Source organism: Cellulomonas sp. ACRRI, from assembly GCF_022346185.1.
Taxonomy (GTDB): Bacteria; Actinomycetota; Actinomycetes; order Actinomycetales; family Cellulomonadaceae; genus Cellulomonas.
Genome location: NZ_JAKRMS010000104.1, coordinates 1 through 15,780, shown reverse-complemented (window position 1 = coordinate 15,780; position 15,780 = coordinate 1). Strand labels below are relative to the sequence as shown.

The following is a 15,780-nucleotide window of genomic DNA, read 5'->3' as shown; positions in this document are numbered from 1 at the left end:
GCCCTCCGGCGGCCCGGACCTCCCCCGCGCCCTCCGCGTCGGGCGCCGCCGCCCGGGCGGCCACCTCCGCGTACCGCGCGGCGAGCCAGCGCTGCCCCATGCCGGTGCCGCGCCCCTGCCGCCAGGCGCCGACGAGGCCCGGCCGCAGGCGCATGTGGACGACCGCGGCGGGCTCGAACACGAGGGTGCCGCCGGCGAGCTGGGCCCGCCAGCACAGGTCGGTGTCCTGGAGGTAGCGCGCCCGCGCGTCGAAGCCGCCGAGCCGGTCGAACAGCGACCGCCGGACGGCGAGGTTGCTGGAGCTGGCGCAGCCGAGGTCGGGCAGCGGTTCGGCGTGCTGCAGCCCGTCCACCTGCGGCAGCGCCCGGGAGCCCTGCGCCGCGCGGCTGTTGAGGCGCTCCCACTCGAGCCGGCCCGCGACCACGTCGGAGCCGCGGAGCGCGCGGTGCAGGGCGTCGATCCAGCCGGGCGCGACGACGTCGTCGGCGTCGCAGAACAGCAGCGCCCCGCCCCGGGCGACGCGTGCGGCGGCGTTCCGGGCAGCGCCGGCGCCGCGGACCGCCGACGCGTCGACCAGGCGCACGCGCTCCGTCCGGCGGGCGGCGTCCAGGACGACGTCGCGGGTCCGGTCGGTCGAGCCGTTGTCCGCGACCAGCACCTCCCAGGTGCAGGCGGGGTCCTGATCGGCGAGGGCCGCCAGCTGCGCGGGCAGGGTGGCCTCGGCGTCGCGCGCCGCGATCACCACCGACACGTCGAGCGCCGGGCCGCGGCCGGCGTCGCCCCCGGGACCGGGTGGCCCGCCGGCGGTCGGGCGCGCTGCGGTCATGGCTCCCCCTGGCTCACCACAAACGGGACAAATCACCCGTAGCAGATCACAGCGGGCCGGTGGCGCGCGAGCGGGCGCGCGCGGTCAGTACCGCTCCGGGCCGTAGTCGATCCGGTAGTGCTGCTCCCGCGGCCGCTCGCCGATGGGCCGGGCGGGCACGCCGCCGACGATCGTCCACGGGTCGACGTCCTGGGTGACGACGGCGCCGGCGGCCACGACGGCGCCCTCCCCGATGGTCACGCCGCGCACGACGGTCGACCGGCTGGCGAGCCAGGCGCGGTCGCCGATGGTGATGGGCCCGAGCCGGCCGGCGAAGCCGGGGTCGCGCAGGTCGTGGTCGGCGGTGACCAGCAGGACGTGGCTCGCGATGACCACGTCGTAGCCGATGTCGATGCCGCCCCGGGCGTCGATCTGGCAGAACCGCCCGACATGGCAGCGCCCCGCGATCCGCAGGTTGCCCGGCTCGAGCACCTCGGACCCGCCGAAAAGGTACACGTGCTCGCCGAGGTCCGCGCCCAGCCGCCGGAGCGTGCGGATCCGCAGCTCGTTGCTGGGCACGTGCGTCAGCGCCCGGTTGAAGACGAGCTCGCCCCGTCGACCCACGTCAGCCGTCCTCCCCGCGGGCCGCGCCCGCGTGCTCGTGCACCGGGGCCGCGGCCCCGGGCCGCAGCCGCGCGGCGAGCGCCGCCACCGTGTGCTCCCGCCGGACCAGCGCCCGGCCTGCCTCACCGCGTGCGCGCCGGTCCGCGGGGTCGGCCACGAGGGCCCGGACCGCGTCCAGCAGCGCGCGCTCGCCGGCCTCGCCGTCGCCGACGACGTGCACCCGGGCCTCGTCGAAGAGGTGGCCCGCGCCGCGCGAGTCGTTGGTGACGACGGCGCAGCCGTTCCCCAGCGCGGCGACGAGCGGCCCGCTGACCGCGTGCGCACCGCCGCCGCCCCAGCCGCCGCGCCGCCAGCGCACGACGACGGCCGCCCGCGCGAACGCCGCGCGGACGCCCGCCTCCGGCAGGAAGCCGAGCAGCCGGACCCGGTCCGTGGTGCCGGCGGCGGCCGCCGCGTCCGCGATCGCGCGCGCCGTGCCCTCGCCGCAGGCGCCCACCGCGAGCACCCACCCGTCCGGCAGGTCGGCCGCCGAGCGCACCAGGGGCAGCACGTCCTCGGCGGCGGCGACGTACCCGGGCACCAGGACCTCGGTCCGGCCGTCGACGGAGTCCACGGTCGCGGTGCCGACGTGCGGCACCGCCTCGACGGGCCGGTCCAGCCGGTGCGCGGCCGCGAGCGCCGCCGCGCCGGACGGCGACAGGCACAGCACGCGCTCGGCCCGGCGCAGCAGGTCCCGCTCGGCGCGCCGCCCCACGGTCCCCGACAGGGCCGCGGCGACCCGGCGGCCGCCCCGGCGGTCGAGCAGCGTGCTGAAGAACGCGCCGCCGGACAGCTCGGGGACGTCGTGCACCATCAGCCAGACCCGGTGCCCCCGGCGGGCGGCCCACCAGGCGGCCCAGAACTCGGCGAGCCCGCGGCCGGCCTGCTCGACGACGAGCACCACGTCCCGGTCCCGCCGGGCGAGCCGGCGCGCCAGGCGCACCGCCAGGGCCGCGGACTGGGACGCCTCGGGCGCCGGCGGCAGGAGCTCGGTGTCCGTGGGGCCGAGCGCGTCGAGGACCGGGCGGAACGCCGCGGCGTACGCGGCGACCCCGCTGGGGCTCGGCGGCAGGCGGGTGACGTGCACGAAGCGCGCCGTCGCCGCGGCACCCGGCGCGGGCGCGGTCACCGCCGCCCCCGGCCGGCCCGGCGCACCCGGTCGCGCGCGCCGACCCCGGCCCGCTGCACGCCCTCCGCGGCGCCCAGCAGCCGGGCGTCCCGGGCGGGCAGGTCCTGGGTGAGGGTGCCCGCGCGCTCGGCCTCCAGCAGCGAGCCGTACAGGTGCCCGAAGGTGTGCAGCGCCGCGACGGCGAACCCCGCGCGGCCGTCCCGCCAGGCCCCGCTGAACACCGTCGAGCGCAGCAGCTCCCGGACCAGCCGGACGGGGTCGTCCAGACGGGTGAACCGCCCGGGGTTGTTGGCGGCGTAGCGCAGCACCTTCTCCGTGGTCTGGCCGACGGAGCGGAAGTTGAGGTGCGCGATCGCGGGCACGGAGTCCGGTGCGTCGATCCCGGGCCCGTCGAGCACCGGCGGCACGTGGGCGAGCGCCGGCTCGGCGTAGTGCGCGCGGCCGCGGCGCAGCAGCGCGTACTTCGCGCTGCCCTGCAGGGAGTGCTCGAGCATCCGGCCGTAGGCGACGTTGTCGTAGCGCAGGCGGACGCCGGCCAGGTCGGGCCGGTCCAGGACGGGCTGCAGGGCGGCGCGGAACCCGGCGGGCAGGTGCTCGTCGGCGTCGACGAACAGCACCCAGTCGCTGGTCGCGGCGTCGAGGCCGCGCTGGCGGACCTCCTCCACCACCGGGGCGTCGGGCACCGGCACGACGCGGGCGCCGTGCGCGGCGGCGACCTCCCGGGTGTCGTCGGTCGACGCCATGTCGCAGACGACCACCTCGTCGAAGCCGGCCAGCAGCGGGAGGCAGTCGCGCAGCTGGTCGGCCTCGTTCCGGGAGTACACGACGGCACTCACCGTGCTCGGGGGGGTCATGGCCCGAGCGTAGGTCGGCGTCCCCCGCGGGGGGCACCGCCCGAAGGGTGAATTGGGGTGAAACGCGACATAGGGGACAGAACCGGCGGCTAGCCTCGCCGTGCGGGCGAGCCGTCCCGCACCGCCCCGACCGGGCCCGCAGCACCGAGGAGCACGCATGAGCCACGTCGTCGTCGTGGGATCCGGCATCGTCGGACTGGCGGTGGCGGCCCGGCTCGCCGCGCGCGGCGACGAGGTCACCGTCCTGGAGAAGGAGGACGGCCTGGCGCTGCACCAGACCGGCCGGAACTCCGGCGTCATCCACTCGGGCCTGTACTACGCGCCCGGCAGCCTCAAGGCGACGATGGCCGCGGCGGGCGCGCGCTCGATGGTCGACTACGCCCGCGCGAAGGGCGTGCCGGTCGAGGTGTGCGGGAAGCTCGTCGTCGCCACCTCGGACGCGGAGGTGCCGCAGCTCGAGAAGCTCGCCGGCCGCGCCGCGGCCAACGGCGTGCCCGCGCGCCGCCTCAGCCCCACGGAGGCGCGCGAGTACGAGCCGCACGTCCGCGCGGTCGCGGCCCTGCGGGTCGAGAGCACCGGCATCGTCGACTACCCCGGCGTGTGCCGGGCGCTCGCCGCGGACGTCGAGGCAGCGGGGGGCCGGATCCTGTTCGGCGAGGAGGTGCTGGCCGCGCGCACCGTCCCGGACGCCCCCGGCGCCCCGGGCCGGGTGGAGATCCGCACGTCGCGCGCCGACCGGGAGGCCGACGCGCTCGTGGTGTGCGCCGGGCTGCACGCCGACCGGCTCGCGCGGGCCTGCGGGCTCGATCCCGAGGCCCGGATCGTCCCGTTCCGCGGCGAGTACTTCGAGCTGACCCCCGAGGCCGGTGCGCAGGTCCGCGGCCTCATCTACCCGGTGCCAGACCCGCGGTTCCCGTTCCTCGGCGTGCACCTCACCCGCGGCATCGAGGGGCACGTGCACGCCGGGCCGAACGCGGTGCTCGCGCTCGCCCGCGAGGGGTACACCTGGACCGACGTCTCGCCGCGCGACCTCGCCGACAGCCTGGCGTGGCCCGGGCTGTGGCGGCTCGCCGCGCGCAACCTGGTCCCCGGCGCCGCCGAGGTCGGCCGGTCGCTGTCGCGGCGCGCCTTCGCCCGGAGCCTGTCGCGGCTGGTCCCGGGGATCTCCGCGGCCGACCTGGTGCCCGCCCCCGCCGGGGTGCGTGCGCAGGCGCTGCGCCGCGACGGCGGGCTCGTCGACGACTTCCTGCTGCAGGGCGAGGGCCGGCAGGTGCACGTGCTGAACGCCCCGTCGCCCGCGGCCACGGCGTCCCTGGAGATCGCGCGGCACATCGTCGACCAGCTCGACGCCGCGGTGCCGGCGGCGCACACGGCCTGACGCGGGCAGCACCGGCGGCGCACCCGGGCGGCCCCGCTCGCACGGCGGCGGACCGTCGCAGGTGGGGCACCTCGCGCGGGCGCGCACGGGTGCGGCGCCGGGCCGCGAGGGGGGCGCGGGCCCGGCGCCGCGGCTCAGGCGGCGCCCTGCCGCCGGGCCGTCGCGGCCGCGGGCCCCGGCACGACGGACGGGGCCGGCGCGGGCACGGGCGTCCCCGCACGGGGCGCGGCGGGCGCGGCGGCACCGGGTGCGGCGGCACCGGGCGCCGACGCCACGCCGGGCGCCCGCACCGGCGCCGGCGGGTCGACGCGGCCGAAGGCGTACCCGACGCCCCAGCCGACGTCCCACGACCAGCGCCCGAGGTCGCCGAGCGAGCGCACGCGCAGCAGGTCGCCGCCCGTCGCCGCGAGCCGGCGGGCCGCGCGCGCGGCGCCCGGCCGGTGCGGGCCACCGCCCGTCGCCGCGAGGCCCGCCCCGGTGAGACCGGCGCCGGTGAGCGCCGCGCCGGCCGCGAGCTGACCCGCCGGGACCAGGCCGCCGGCGAGCGCCGGGTCCGCCATCGCTATGCCGACGGCCGCGCCCGCGAACGCCGCGCCCGCGAGCGAGCCCGCCGCCCGGCCCGCGCCGCCCTGGTCCGCCGCGGCGGGCACACCAGCCGGCACCCCGGCCGCCGCCCCCGCAGCCGCGAGGGCCCGCAGCCGGTCCTCCTGCTCCCGGTACCGCAGCGCGAGCCAGCGCTCACCCGTGCCGTAGTGGTAGCCCTGCTGCGCCGAGGACCACACGCTCCCGCGCAGCCGCACGTGCAGCACGGCCTCCGGCACCCAGGTCAGCGGCACCCCGGCGAGCTGCACCCGCCAGCACAGGTCGGTGTCCTCCAGGAACAGGCAGCCGGGGTCGAACCCGCCGACCGCGCGGAACAGGTCCGCGCGGATGCCCATGTTCCCGGCCCCGGCGGCGTGCAGCCCGGGCAGCCGGGTCGACTCCTGCAGCCCCGCCGTCTGGGGGACGGTGCGCGACCGGAGCACGCGGGGCGTGTTCAGCCGCTGCGCGTCGAACCGGCCGGCGACGAAGGCGTGCGTGCGCAGGGCGGTCCGCATCGCGACGAGCCAGCCGTCGCCGACGACGTCGTCCGCGTCGCAGAACGCGACCAGCGGGGCGCGCGCGACGGAGACGCCCACGTTGCGGGCCGCGCCGGCGCCGCGGGTGGCCGAGGCGTCGACGACCCGGACCGGCAGCCGGTCCGCGTAGGAGCGGGCGAGGTCCGCGGTGCCGTCGGTGGAGCCGTTGTCCGCGACGACCAGCTCCCAGCCGAACGGCGCGCACTGCGCGGCGAGCGCGTCGAGCTGCTCGCCGAGGGTGGCCTCGGCGTCGAAGGCGGCGATGACGACGGTGAGCTCGACGCCCGCGGGGCGCGCGACGCCGTCCCGGAGCCCGCTCACGACATCAGCTCCCGGAACACGGTCCGGACCCGGGGGTACCGGCCCAGCAGGCCGCCGACGGTGTCGAACGACCAGCCCGCCCCGAGCAGCGGGTCGACCAGCGCGGCGGTGACCGCGGCCCGGTCGAACCGGGGCAGCTCCTCGCCGGCGCCGAGCGTCTCGGGGTCCGCCCGGGTGTCGTGCAGCAGCAGGATGCCCCCGGGGTGCAGCGCGGCGCGGGCGCGGGCCGCGACCTCCGCGACGGGCGCGTCGACCCAGTCCTCCGCCCAGCCGGACCAGATGACGACGTCGAGCCCGGAGCGCGTCCAGCCCCGCAGCGACCCGGGCCGGTGCGCCCCGTACGGCGGGCGGAACAGCGTGACGGGCACGCCGGCCACCGCCTCGACGCGGTGCCGGGCGTCGGCGACCACGCGGACCGCCTCGGCGTCCGGCAGCCGGTTGAGCCGGCCGTGGTCCGGGCCGTGCAGGGCGAGCTCGTGGCCCTCGGCGACGAGGCGACGCACCAGGTCCGGGTGCGCCTCGGCGGCGTCCGCCAGGACGAAGAAGGTGGCGCGCAGGCCGCGGTCGGCGAGCACGTCGAGCAGGCCGGGCGTGTGGTCGGGGTGCGGGCCGTCGTCGTACGTCAGGGCCGCGACCGCGTCGGCGGTGTGCACGCACGCCGTGGGCGCGAGGCCGCGGAGCAGCGGCCGGGCGAGGCGCAGCGCGGCCCGGTCGGGCAGCGGACGTGGCGCGGGTGCCCCGAACTCCCCGAGGTCCCGCCGCAGGACCAGGATCTCCCCCGGGACCCGCGGTGCGGGACGGGCACCCCGGTGCAGCGCCGGCTTCTCGACGACCATCGACCTTCCCCCCTCGCATCCGTCCGGCGTCCCCGCAGGCGGGCTCGCCGGACGACAGTGTGCTCGCACGACCAGGCCCGGTTTGTCCGATTTGGGGCTTTTCACCCGAACGCTCGACAGGTTTCGCCCCACCGCCCCCGGACGGCCCGCGCGGCGCCCCCGCCGAGCCGGCCCACGGAGCGGGCGTGGGCCACCCGGGGGACCCCACCCCACCCCGGCGGACCCGGGGGGGTGATATGTCCGGTTTTCACCCGTTAGTACCTGTCTGGCATGAAATGCCCGGACTAGCCTCGGGGCTGCCGCGGCGCGATCGCGGCGCCATCCCACACCCCCCGTCCGAGGAGGAGCCATGACCGCAGGCGACCTGTCGCCCGCCGACATCCCGGTGGTGATCCTGTGCGGCGGCATGGGGACGCGTCTCCGCGAAGCCAGCGAGAAGCTGCCCAAGCCGCTGGTCGACATCGGCGGCAGGCCGATCCTCTGGCACATCATGAAGACGTACAGCGAGCACGGCTTCCGCCGGTTCGTGCTGGCGCTCGGGTACAAGAGCGACCTGATCAAGCAGTACTTCCTGGACTACCGGCACCTGACCTCGGACTTCACGCTGCACCTCGGTGGCGACGGCACCGGGTCGGAGCCCGTCTTCCACGGCACCGCCGCCAAGGAGGACTGGGAGATCACGTTCGTCGAGACGGGGCTGACCACGGCCACCGCGGCGCGCATCCGACGGGTCGCGCAGCACCTGGACGCCGACCGGTTCGCGCTCACCTACGGCGACGGCATCGGCGACGTCGACATCACCGGCGCCCTGCGGCACCACGTCGAGCAGGGCCTGCTCGGGACGCTGACCGGCGTCCACCCGTCCAGCCGCTACGGCGAGATGCGGGTCGAGGGCGACACGGTCGTCGAGTTCAACGAGAAGCCGACGCTCGCCGACGGCTGGGTCAACGGCGGGTTCTTCCTCTTCGAGCGGGAGTTCGTCGACAAGTACCTCGACGACGACCCGGCGGTGATGCTCGAGAGCGCACCGCTGCAGCAGCTCGCCCGGGACCGGCAGCTGTCGGTCTACGAGCACGAGGGCTTCTGGATGGGCATGGACACGTTCCGTGACTGGACGGAGCTGAACGGACTGTGGGACGCAGGTCGCGCCCCCTGGAAGATCTGGGAGGACTGAGCGCGTGCGCATCCTGGTCACCGGCACCGAGGGCTACCTCGGCAGCCTGCTCGCACCGACGCTGCTGGGCCGCGGCGACGAGGTCACCGGCCTCGACACCGGCTACTACAAGAACGGCTGGCTCTACAACGGCGTCCACGAGACCCCGCACACGCTCGTCAAGGACATCCGGCACGTCACGCCGGACGACCTCGCCGGGTACGACGCGGTGGTCCACATGGCCGAGCTGTCGAACGACCCGATCGGCGACCGGATCGGCGAGGTCACGTACGACATCAACCACCACGGCTCGGTGGCGCTGGCCTCGGCCGCCAAGCGCGCCGGGGTCTCGCGGTTCGTCTACATGTCGTCCTGCTCGGTCTACGGGGTCGCCGACGGCACGGTCGACGAGACCAGCCCGACCGACCCGCAGACCGCCTACGCCCGGTGCAAGGCCCTGGTGGAGCGGGACGTCACGGCGCTGGCCGACGACGACTTCTCCCCGACGTTCCTGCGCAACGCCACCGCGTTCGGCGCCTCGCCGCGGCAGCGGTTCGACATCGTGCTGAACAACCTGGCCGGGCTGGCCTGGACGACGCACCGGATCGCGATGACCTCCGACGGCACCCCGTGGCGGCCCCTGGTGCACGGCCTGGACATCGCCAAGGCGATCCGCGCGGTGCTCGACGCCCCGCGCCAGGACGTGCACGCGCAGGTGCTCAACGTCGGCGCCGACGCGAACAACTACACGGTGCGCGAGATCGCCGAGACGGTCGGGGCCGAGTTCCCCGGCTGCGAGGTGTCGTTCGGCGAGCCGAGCGCGGACAACCGGTCCTACCGGGTGTCGTTCGCGAAGATCCGCGAGGTGCTGCCCGGGTTCGAGACGGACTGGGACGCCGCCGCCGGCGCCGCCCAGCTGCACCGGGTGTTCGAGCAGATCCAGCTCGACACCGAGACCTTCACCGGGCGCGGCCACACCCGCCTGGCGCAGATCGAGCACCTGCTCAAGACCGGCCAGGTGGACCCGCAGCTGTTCTGGACGGTGAACCCGTGAAGTACACCCCGACCGCCGTCGACGGCGTGATGATCGTCGACCTGGAGCTCCGCTCGGACGACCGCGGGTTCTTCGCCCGCACGTTCGACACGACCGAGTTCGAGGCCCACGGCCTGGACACGACCGTCGCGCAGTGCAACCTGTCGTACAACCACGCCGCGGGCACCCTGCGCGGGCTGCACCGCCAGGTGCCGCCGTACGCCGAGGGCAAGCTCGTGCGGTGCACCGCGGGCGCGATCGTCGACGTCGCCGTGGACGTCCGCCCGGACTCCCCGACGTACGGCGCGCACGTGATGGTCGAGCTGACCGCCGCCAACCGGCGTGCGCTGTTCATCCCGCCGTACGTCGCCCACGGCTACCAGACGCTGGCGGACGACACCGAGGTGATCTACCAGGTCAGCGGCCCGTACGCCCCCGAGGGCGAGCAGGGCTTCCGGTACGACGACGCCGCGTTCGGCATCGAGTGGCCGGTGCCCGTCACGGTGATCTCCGACAAGGACGCGGGCTGGCCGCTGGTCGAGGTGGTCGCGAAGTGATCGTCGTCGACTCGCTGCTGAAGGCGCGCCAGGCCGACGGCCGCCCGGTCCGGGTGGCGCTGGTCGGCGCCGGGTTCATGGGCCGCGGCCTGGTGAACCAGATCGTCAACTCCGTGCCCGGCATGGACGTCGTCGCGATCGCCGCCCGGCACCCCGAGCAGGGCGTCCGGGCCTACACCGAGGCGGGCCTGTCCGGCGTCGTCGAGGTCGACTCCCCCGCCGCCCTGGCGCGCGCCGCCGCGTCCGGGACCCCCGCCGTCACCGCCGACTACCGGGTCGCGATCGCGTCCGACGCGGTCGACGTCGTGGTGGACGTGACCGGCGCCGTCGAGTTCGGCGCGCACGTCGCGCTCGCCTGCTTCGAGCACGGCAAGCACCTGGTGCTGATGAACGCCGAGGTCGACGCCACGGTCGGCGGCGAGCTCGCGCGCCTGGCCGACAAGGCCGGCGTCGTCTACACCGGCTGCGACGGCGACCAGCCCGGCGTGCAGATGAACCTGCACCGGTTCGTCACCGGGCTCGGGCTGACACCGCTGGTCGCGGGCAACATCAAGGGCCTGCAGGACGAGTACCGGACCCCGACGACCCAGAAGGCGTTCGCCGAGCGGTGGGGCCAGGACCCGCACATGGTCACGTCGTTCGCGGACGGCACCAAGGTGTCCGTGGAGCAGGCGCTGGTCGCCAACGCGACCGGCATGTCGGTACACCGGCGGGGCATGCTCGGCATGGACCACGACGGCCACGTCGACGAGCTCACCACCCGGTACGACGTGGACGAGCTGCGCGCGCTCGGCGGCGCCGTGGACTACGTGGTCGGGGCGCGCCCCGGGCCGGGCGTGTACATCCTCGCGACGCACGACGACCCGAAGCAGCGGCACTACCTGGAGCTCTACAAGCTGGGCACCGGGCCGCTCTACTCGTTCTACCAGCCGTACCACCTGTGCCACTTCGAGGTGCCGACGACGATCGCCCGGGCCGCGCTGCTCGGCGACGCGACGATCCGGCCGCTCGGGGCGCCGAGCGTCGAGGTCGTGACGACGGCCAAGACCGACCTGGCGGCGGGCACCGTCCTCGACGCGCTCGGCGGGTACCACTACTACGGCCAGGCCGAGAAGGCGTCGGTCACCCGGGACGAGCGCCTGCTCCCCGTCGGCGTCGCCGAGGGCTGCGTCCTCGTCCGGGACGTCCCCAAGGACGCGACCCTGACGTACGACGACGTGACCCTCCCCGAGGGCCGCCTCGTCGACCGCCTCCGCGAGGCCCAGGCCGCCCTGGCCTGACCGCGCGCGGTCGGCCTGCGCCCCGCGACGTCGCCTCGCCTACGCGTTCCTGCCCCACCCTCCCCGATCGGCGTGGGTGGGGCAGGAAAGCGTAGGTCGGGCGGGCCCCGCCGCCCGCGCGAGCGCTCCGGCACGCCGGCGGCGCGTGCCGGCTCGCCGCCCCGGCGCGCATCACCCGGATGCCAGCGGCTTCACCCGGGGTCGACGGACAAACCGGACAAATCTACTCATAGGCTGCATCCCAGCAGGAACGGGCCTGGGGGACGACGACCCGTCCCCCTCGGCCACCCAGGACCACCAGGAGAGGGGGGACCGTGCCGTCCACCGACAGCAGCACGGACCTGCGCGCCCGCGCCGTGACGTTCTACCTGCCCCAGTTCCACCCGGTGCCGGAGAACGACGCGTGGTGGGGCCCGGGCTTCACCGAGTGGCGCAACGCCGCCAAGGCCCGCCCCCTGTTCCGGGGGCACGTCCAGCCGCACCTCCCGGCGGACCTGGGCTTCTACGACCTGCGGATGCCCGAGGCGCGCCAGGCGCAGAGCGACCTCGCGCAGCAGTACGGCGTCGAGGCGTTCATCTACTGGCACTACTGGTTCGGCGGCGGCCGGCGGATCCTCGAGCGCCCGTTCACCGAGGTGCTGGCGTCCGGCGCCCCCTCCGTGAAGTTCTGCCTCGCCTGGGCCAACCAGACCTGGAGCGGCATCTGGCACGGCGCCAGCGACCGCGTCCTGATGGAGCAGACCTACCCCGGCCCCGAGGACGAGCAGGCGCACTTCGACTCGCTGCTGCCGGCGTTCCGGGACGAGCGGTACCTGCGGGTGGACGACCGCCCCGTGTTCTACGTGTTCCGGCCCGAGGACCTGCCGGACGCCGCGGCGTTCGTCGACCGCTGGCAGGGCATGGCCCGCGCGGCCGGGCTGCCGGGGCTGTACCTGGTGGCCGAGGTGTCGGACCTGCTCGGCCGCGGCCCGAAGTACACCGACGTGGACGCGGCGGGGTTCGACGCCGGCGTGTACATGCGGATCCCCGCCCGGCAGACCCGCGCCGACGTGCTGCGGATGCGGGTCGGGCGCAAGCTCGGACGCCCCGAGGTCTACCCGTACGCGCCCGACTTCCAGCCCGCCCCGCCGGGCATCTCCGAGAACCTGCAGCCGTGCCTCTACCCGAACTGGGACAACACCCCCCGGTCCGGGACCCGCGGGCTCGCGATCACCGGCTCCTCCCCCGAGCTGTTCGGCCGGCACGTCCGCCAGGCCGTCGCGACCCTGCAGGACCGCCGGCCCGCCGAGCGGCTGCTGTGGGTCAAGTCGTGGAACGAGTGGGCCGAGGGCAACTACCTCGAGCCGGACCTGGAGCACGGGCACGCGTGGCTGGCGGCGCTGCGTGACGGGCTGACCGGGACGAGCACGCTCGCCACCACCCCCGCCCGGGTGCTGACCCCGCACCCGCTCGCGACCCCGGCCCCGACGGACGGCGTCGCGCATGGCTGAGGCCACCACCGCGGCCCCGCTGCGCATCGCGATGCTGTCCTACTACCTCCCGTCGGGCAGCAAGATCGGCGTCGGCTTCCAGGCCCACGAGCTCGCCACCGAGCTGGCGCGCCGCGGCCACCACGTCGACATGTTCAGCGACTGCCCGCCGGTGCCGGGCGCGGCCTACGGCCACCGGCACGTCGCCATGTCCGGCTCCCTGCGCACGTTCCGGTTCGCGACCGACCTGCGCAAGCAGGACTTCACCGGCTACGACGTGCTGCACGCGCACGGCGACGACTACTGGCTGTGGCGCCGGCGCGCGCCGCTGCACGTCCGCACGGTGCACGGGTCCTGCTTCGAGGAGGCCCGGCACATCCGCGGCGCCAAGGAGAAGCTGCGGATGCTGCTCCTGGGGTTCACCGAGGTGCTGGCGTCCGTCGTCGCCGACCGGGTCGTCGTGGTCTCGCCGCAGACCCGGCGCTGGGTGCCGCGGTCGCACGACGTGATCCCCAACGGCGTCGACACCGCCCGGTTCACCCCGGGCGACGCGGAGGGCCGCGCCGACCGCCCGGTGGTGCTGTTCGTCGGCACCTGGCACGGCCGCAAGCGCGGCAAGGACCTGGCGGCCGCGTTCGCCCGGGACGTGCTGCCGCGGGTGCCCGAGGCCGAGCTGTGGATGGTCACGCGGGACGCCCCCGCCGACCCCGGGCCCGGCGTCAAGGTGCTCGGCCGGCTCTCGGACGAGGACCTGGCCGACGCCTACCGCCGCGCCTGGGTGTTCTGCCTGCCGTCGTCCTACGAGGGCTTCGGCATCCCCTACGCCGAGGCGATGGCGAGCGGCCTGCCGGTCGTCGCCACCCCGAACGTCGGCGCCCGGTACGTCTCCGACGAGGGCCGCGCCGCGGTGCTCGCCGAGCTGGACGACCTGGGCACCGCGCTGGCCGACGTGCTGCTCGACGCCCCGCGCCGGGCCGCGCTGTCCGCCGCGGGACTCGAGCGGTCCCGCGCCTTCTCGCTCACCGCCGTCGCCGACGCCTACGAGCGCCTGTACACGACCCCTCAGCAGCACGGAGACCAGTCATGACCGAAGTCGCCATCCGGGCCGCCGGGGTCGGGAAGTCGTACCGGATCGCCACCTCCGACGACGCCCCGTCCACGGCCGCCGAGGCGGTGCTGCAGCGCCTGCGGCACCCGCTCCAGCGCCCCCAGTTCGAGGAGTTCCGCGCGCTCGACGAGGTGAGCTTCGAGATCCCCCGCGGCGAGGCCGTCGGCATCCTGGGCCGCAACGGCGCGGGCAAGTCGACGCTGCTCAAGCTGCTGACCCGCGTCGCCGCGCCCACCCGGGGCCGGATCGAGCTCGCGGGCCGGGTCGGCTCGCTGCTGGAGGTCGGCACCGGCTTCCACCCGGAGCTCACCGGCCGCGAGAACGTCTTCCTCAACGGCACGCTGCTCGGGATGCGCAAGAGCGAGATCAAGCAGCGCTTCGACGAGATCGTGGCGTTCTCCGGCGTCGAGAAGTTCCTCGACACCCCCGTGAAGCGGTACTCCTCCGGCATGTACGTCCGGCTCGCGTTCGCGGTCGCCGCGCACCTGGACACCGAGATCCTCGCCGTCGACGAGGTGCTCGCGGTCGGCGACGCCGAGTTCCAGGCCAAGTGCCTGGACCGGATGCGGACCGTCGCGTCCGAGGGGCGCACCGTCCTGTACGTGTCGCACCAGGTGCAGACGGTCAAGACGCTGTGCACCTCGGCGATCTTCCTGGAGCACGGCAAGCTCGTCATGCACGGCACGGTCGACGACGCGATCGAGCTCTACCAGACCAGCCGGGACCGGGTGGCGATCAGCCAGACGGACATCGAGCGCCGGCCGGGCACCGGCGAGGTGCGGATCACCTCCGCGACGGTGTCCAGCCCGCTCTACAAGACCACCGAGCCGAAGACCATCGAGTTCCTGGTGTCGGCCAACGCGGACTACATCGGCAAGTACTTCGTGTCCTGCCACATCAACGACCGGCACGGCACCACGATCCTGCAGTGCGACTCGCGGGTCAGCGGCCTGTGGCTGGACCCGGCGCAGGAGCAGAAGATCGCGCTGACGATCAAGGAGCCCTGGCTCAAGCCCGGCGAGTACACCGTCGACCTGTTCGTGTGCTCCTCCGGGGTGCTCGACTCGTTCGAGGGCGCCGGCCGGTTCGAGATCCACCCGGTGCTGCCCTACCCGCAGGCGGTCTCCGACGAGGGGCTCGACGCGGGCCTCGTCCTCGCCGACTTCGACTACGAGAGGCGCTGAGCGATGGCCACGCGCACGACTGTCATCAACCCGCCCGGGCGGCTGCCGCTGCCGGCGTGGCGCGAGATGTGGGAGGCCCGCGAGGTCTTCACCCGGTTCGGCATCCGCGACCTCAAGCTGCGCTACCGGCAGACCGCGCTCGGCGTGATCTGGGTGGTGCTGCAGCCGCTGCTGAGCGCCGGCATCTTCTCGATCGTGTTCGGCCAGATCGCCGACCTGTCCAGCGACGGCGTGCCGTACTTCGTGTTCTCGTTCACCGGCATGCTGGCGTGGACCCTGTTCAACGGGATCGTGTCCCGGGCGGCGCCGTCGCTGGTGAACAACCAGGCGCTGGTGTCCAAGGTGTTCTTCCCGCGGCTGCTGGTCCCGCTGTCCTCGGTGCTGTCGGTGCTGGTGGACTTCCTGGTGGCGGGCGTGCTGATGGTCGGGCTGATCATCTTCTACGACGTCCAGCTCACCTGGGCGATCCTCACGCTGCCGCTGTGGATCCTCGCGGTGATCCTGCTCGGCTCCGGCCTCGGCATGGCCGCCTCGGCCCTGATGGTGAAGTTCCGCGACATCGCCTACGTGGTGCCGTTCGCGCTGCAGACGCTGCTGTACGCCAGCCCGCTGGCCTACTCGCTGAGCGAGGTGGGCGAGGGCATCCGCTGGCTGTTCGACATCAACCCGCTGACCTGGGTCCTCGAGGGCTTCCGGTGGTCGCTGCTCGGCCTGGCGCAGCCGGAGACGTGGCAGATGGCCGCGACCGCGGGGGTGAGCGTCGCGGTGTTCGTCGGCGGCGCGCTGATCTTCTCGAAGATGGAACGCGGCTTCGCGGACGTGATCTGACGTGGCCGCCGCACCTGGGCCGGCCGCCCCGCCGCCCGTCCGGACGGGCGCGCCGACGACGCGC

Annotated in this window: 15 protein-coding genes; 9 read left to right on the top strand and 6 right to left on the bottom strand. The window is 75.3% G+C overall.

Translation table 11 applies throughout. The features are described from left to right. The 4 genes from MHY85_RS16055 to MHY85_RS16040 form a co-directional block, all read right to left on the bottom strand. Positions 1–826 (bottom strand): glycosyltransferase family 2 protein (locus tag MHY85_RS16055; protein WP_239198044.1); only part of this gene is annotated, 826 nt, incomplete at its 3' end. Between the two features lie 84 nt (positions 827–910). Further along, a complete protein-coding gene (locus MHY85_RS16050) occupies positions 911–1,429 on the bottom strand; it encodes a DapH/DapD/GlmU-related protein (RefSeq protein WP_239198042.1) in 519 nt (172 codons plus the stop codon). A gap of 1 nt (position 1,430) precedes the next feature. Beyond that, positions 1,431–2,555: a glycosyltransferase gene (locus MHY85_RS16045; protein WP_239198040.1), complete on the bottom strand. Its 1,125-nt coding sequence runs from the start codon at positions 2,553–2,555 to the stop codon at positions 1,431–1,433. 38 nt (positions 2,556–2,593) lie between these two features. Beyond that, positions 2,594–3,451 carry a glycosyltransferase gene (locus MHY85_RS16040; protein ID WP_239198038.1) on the bottom strand — a complete coding sequence of 286 codons (858 nt, stop codon included), beginning with the start codon at positions 3,449–3,451 and terminating at the stop codon, positions 2,594–2,596. 157 nt (positions 3,452–3,608) lie between these two features. Here MHY85_RS16040 and lhgO point away from each other — a divergent pair, with 157 nt between their 5' ends. Next, complete coding sequence (gene lhgO, locus MHY85_RS16035) at positions 3,609–4,829, top strand: L-2-hydroxyglutarate oxidase (protein ID WP_239198036.1); 1,221 nt, start codon at positions 3,609–3,611, stop codon at positions 4,827–4,829. A gap of 134 nt (positions 4,830–4,963) precedes the next feature. On the opposite strand, the gene MHY85_RS16030 is transcribed toward lhgO, so the two are convergent. Continuing rightward, complete coding sequence (locus MHY85_RS16030; RefSeq protein WP_239198034.1) at positions 4,964–6,268, bottom strand: glycosyltransferase family 2 protein; 1,305 nt, start codon at positions 6,266–6,268, stop codon at positions 4,964–4,966. After that, a complete protein-coding gene (locus tag MHY85_RS16025) occupies positions 6,265–7,104 on the bottom strand; it encodes a polysaccharide deacetylase family protein (protein ID WP_239198032.1) in 840 nt (279 codons plus the stop codon). The genes MHY85_RS16030 and MHY85_RS16025 overlap by 4 nt, the downstream gene beginning before the upstream one ends. A 349-nt stretch (positions 7,105–7,453) precedes the next feature. On the opposite strand from MHY85_RS16025, the gene MHY85_RS16020 reads away from it, so the two are divergent. From MHY85_RS16020 to MHY85_RS15985, 8 genes are all read left to right on the top strand, one after another. Next, positions 7,454–8,278, top strand: coding sequence for a glucose-1-phosphate cytidylyltransferase (locus MHY85_RS16020; RefSeq protein WP_158372847.1), 825 nt, complete (start codon positions 7,454–7,456; stop codon positions 8,276–8,278). A 4-nt stretch (positions 8,279–8,282) separates the two neighbouring features. Continuing rightward, positions 8,283–9,311 carry an NAD(P)-dependent oxidoreductase gene (locus tag MHY85_RS16015; RefSeq protein ID WP_239198030.1) on the top strand — a complete coding sequence of 343 codons (1,029 nt, stop codon included), beginning with the start codon at positions 8,283–8,285 and terminating at the stop codon, positions 9,309–9,311. Beyond that, positions 9,308–9,847, top strand: a complete 540-nt coding sequence (rfbC, locus tag MHY85_RS16010; RefSeq protein ID WP_239198028.1) for a dTDP-4-dehydrorhamnose 3,5-epimerase — start codon at positions 9,308–9,310, stop codon at positions 9,845–9,847. The genes MHY85_RS16015 and rfbC overlap by 4 nt, the downstream gene beginning before the upstream one ends. After that, positions 9,844–11,127, top strand: a complete 1,284-nt coding sequence (locus MHY85_RS16005; protein ID WP_239198026.1) for an NAD(P)H-dependent oxidoreductase — start codon at positions 9,844–9,846, stop codon at positions 11,125–11,127. The genes rfbC and MHY85_RS16005 overlap by 4 nt, the downstream gene beginning before the upstream one ends. A 314-nt stretch (positions 11,128–11,441) precedes the next feature. Further along, positions 11,442–12,617: a glycoside hydrolase family 99-like domain-containing protein gene (locus tag MHY85_RS16000; protein ID WP_239198024.1), complete on the top strand. Its 1,176-nt coding sequence runs from the start codon at positions 11,442–11,444 to the stop codon at positions 12,615–12,617. Next, positions 12,610–13,683, top strand: a complete 1,074-nt coding sequence (locus MHY85_RS15995) for a glycosyltransferase family 4 protein (RefSeq protein WP_239198022.1) — start codon at positions 12,610–12,612, stop codon at positions 13,681–13,683. Before MHY85_RS16000 ends, MHY85_RS15995 begins: the two co-directional genes overlap by 8 nt. Next, a complete protein-coding gene (locus MHY85_RS15990) occupies positions 13,680–14,888 on the top strand; it encodes an ABC transporter ATP-binding protein (protein WP_239198020.1) in 1,209 nt (402 codons plus the stop codon). The genes MHY85_RS15995 and MHY85_RS15990 overlap by 4 nt, the downstream gene beginning before the upstream one ends. A gap of 3 nt (positions 14,889–14,891) precedes the next feature. After that, positions 14,892–15,716, top strand: coding sequence for an ABC transporter permease (locus MHY85_RS15985; protein WP_239198018.1), 825 nt, complete (start codon positions 14,892–14,894; stop codon positions 15,714–15,716). The last annotated feature ends 64 nt before the right edge of the window (positions 15,717–15,780 follow it).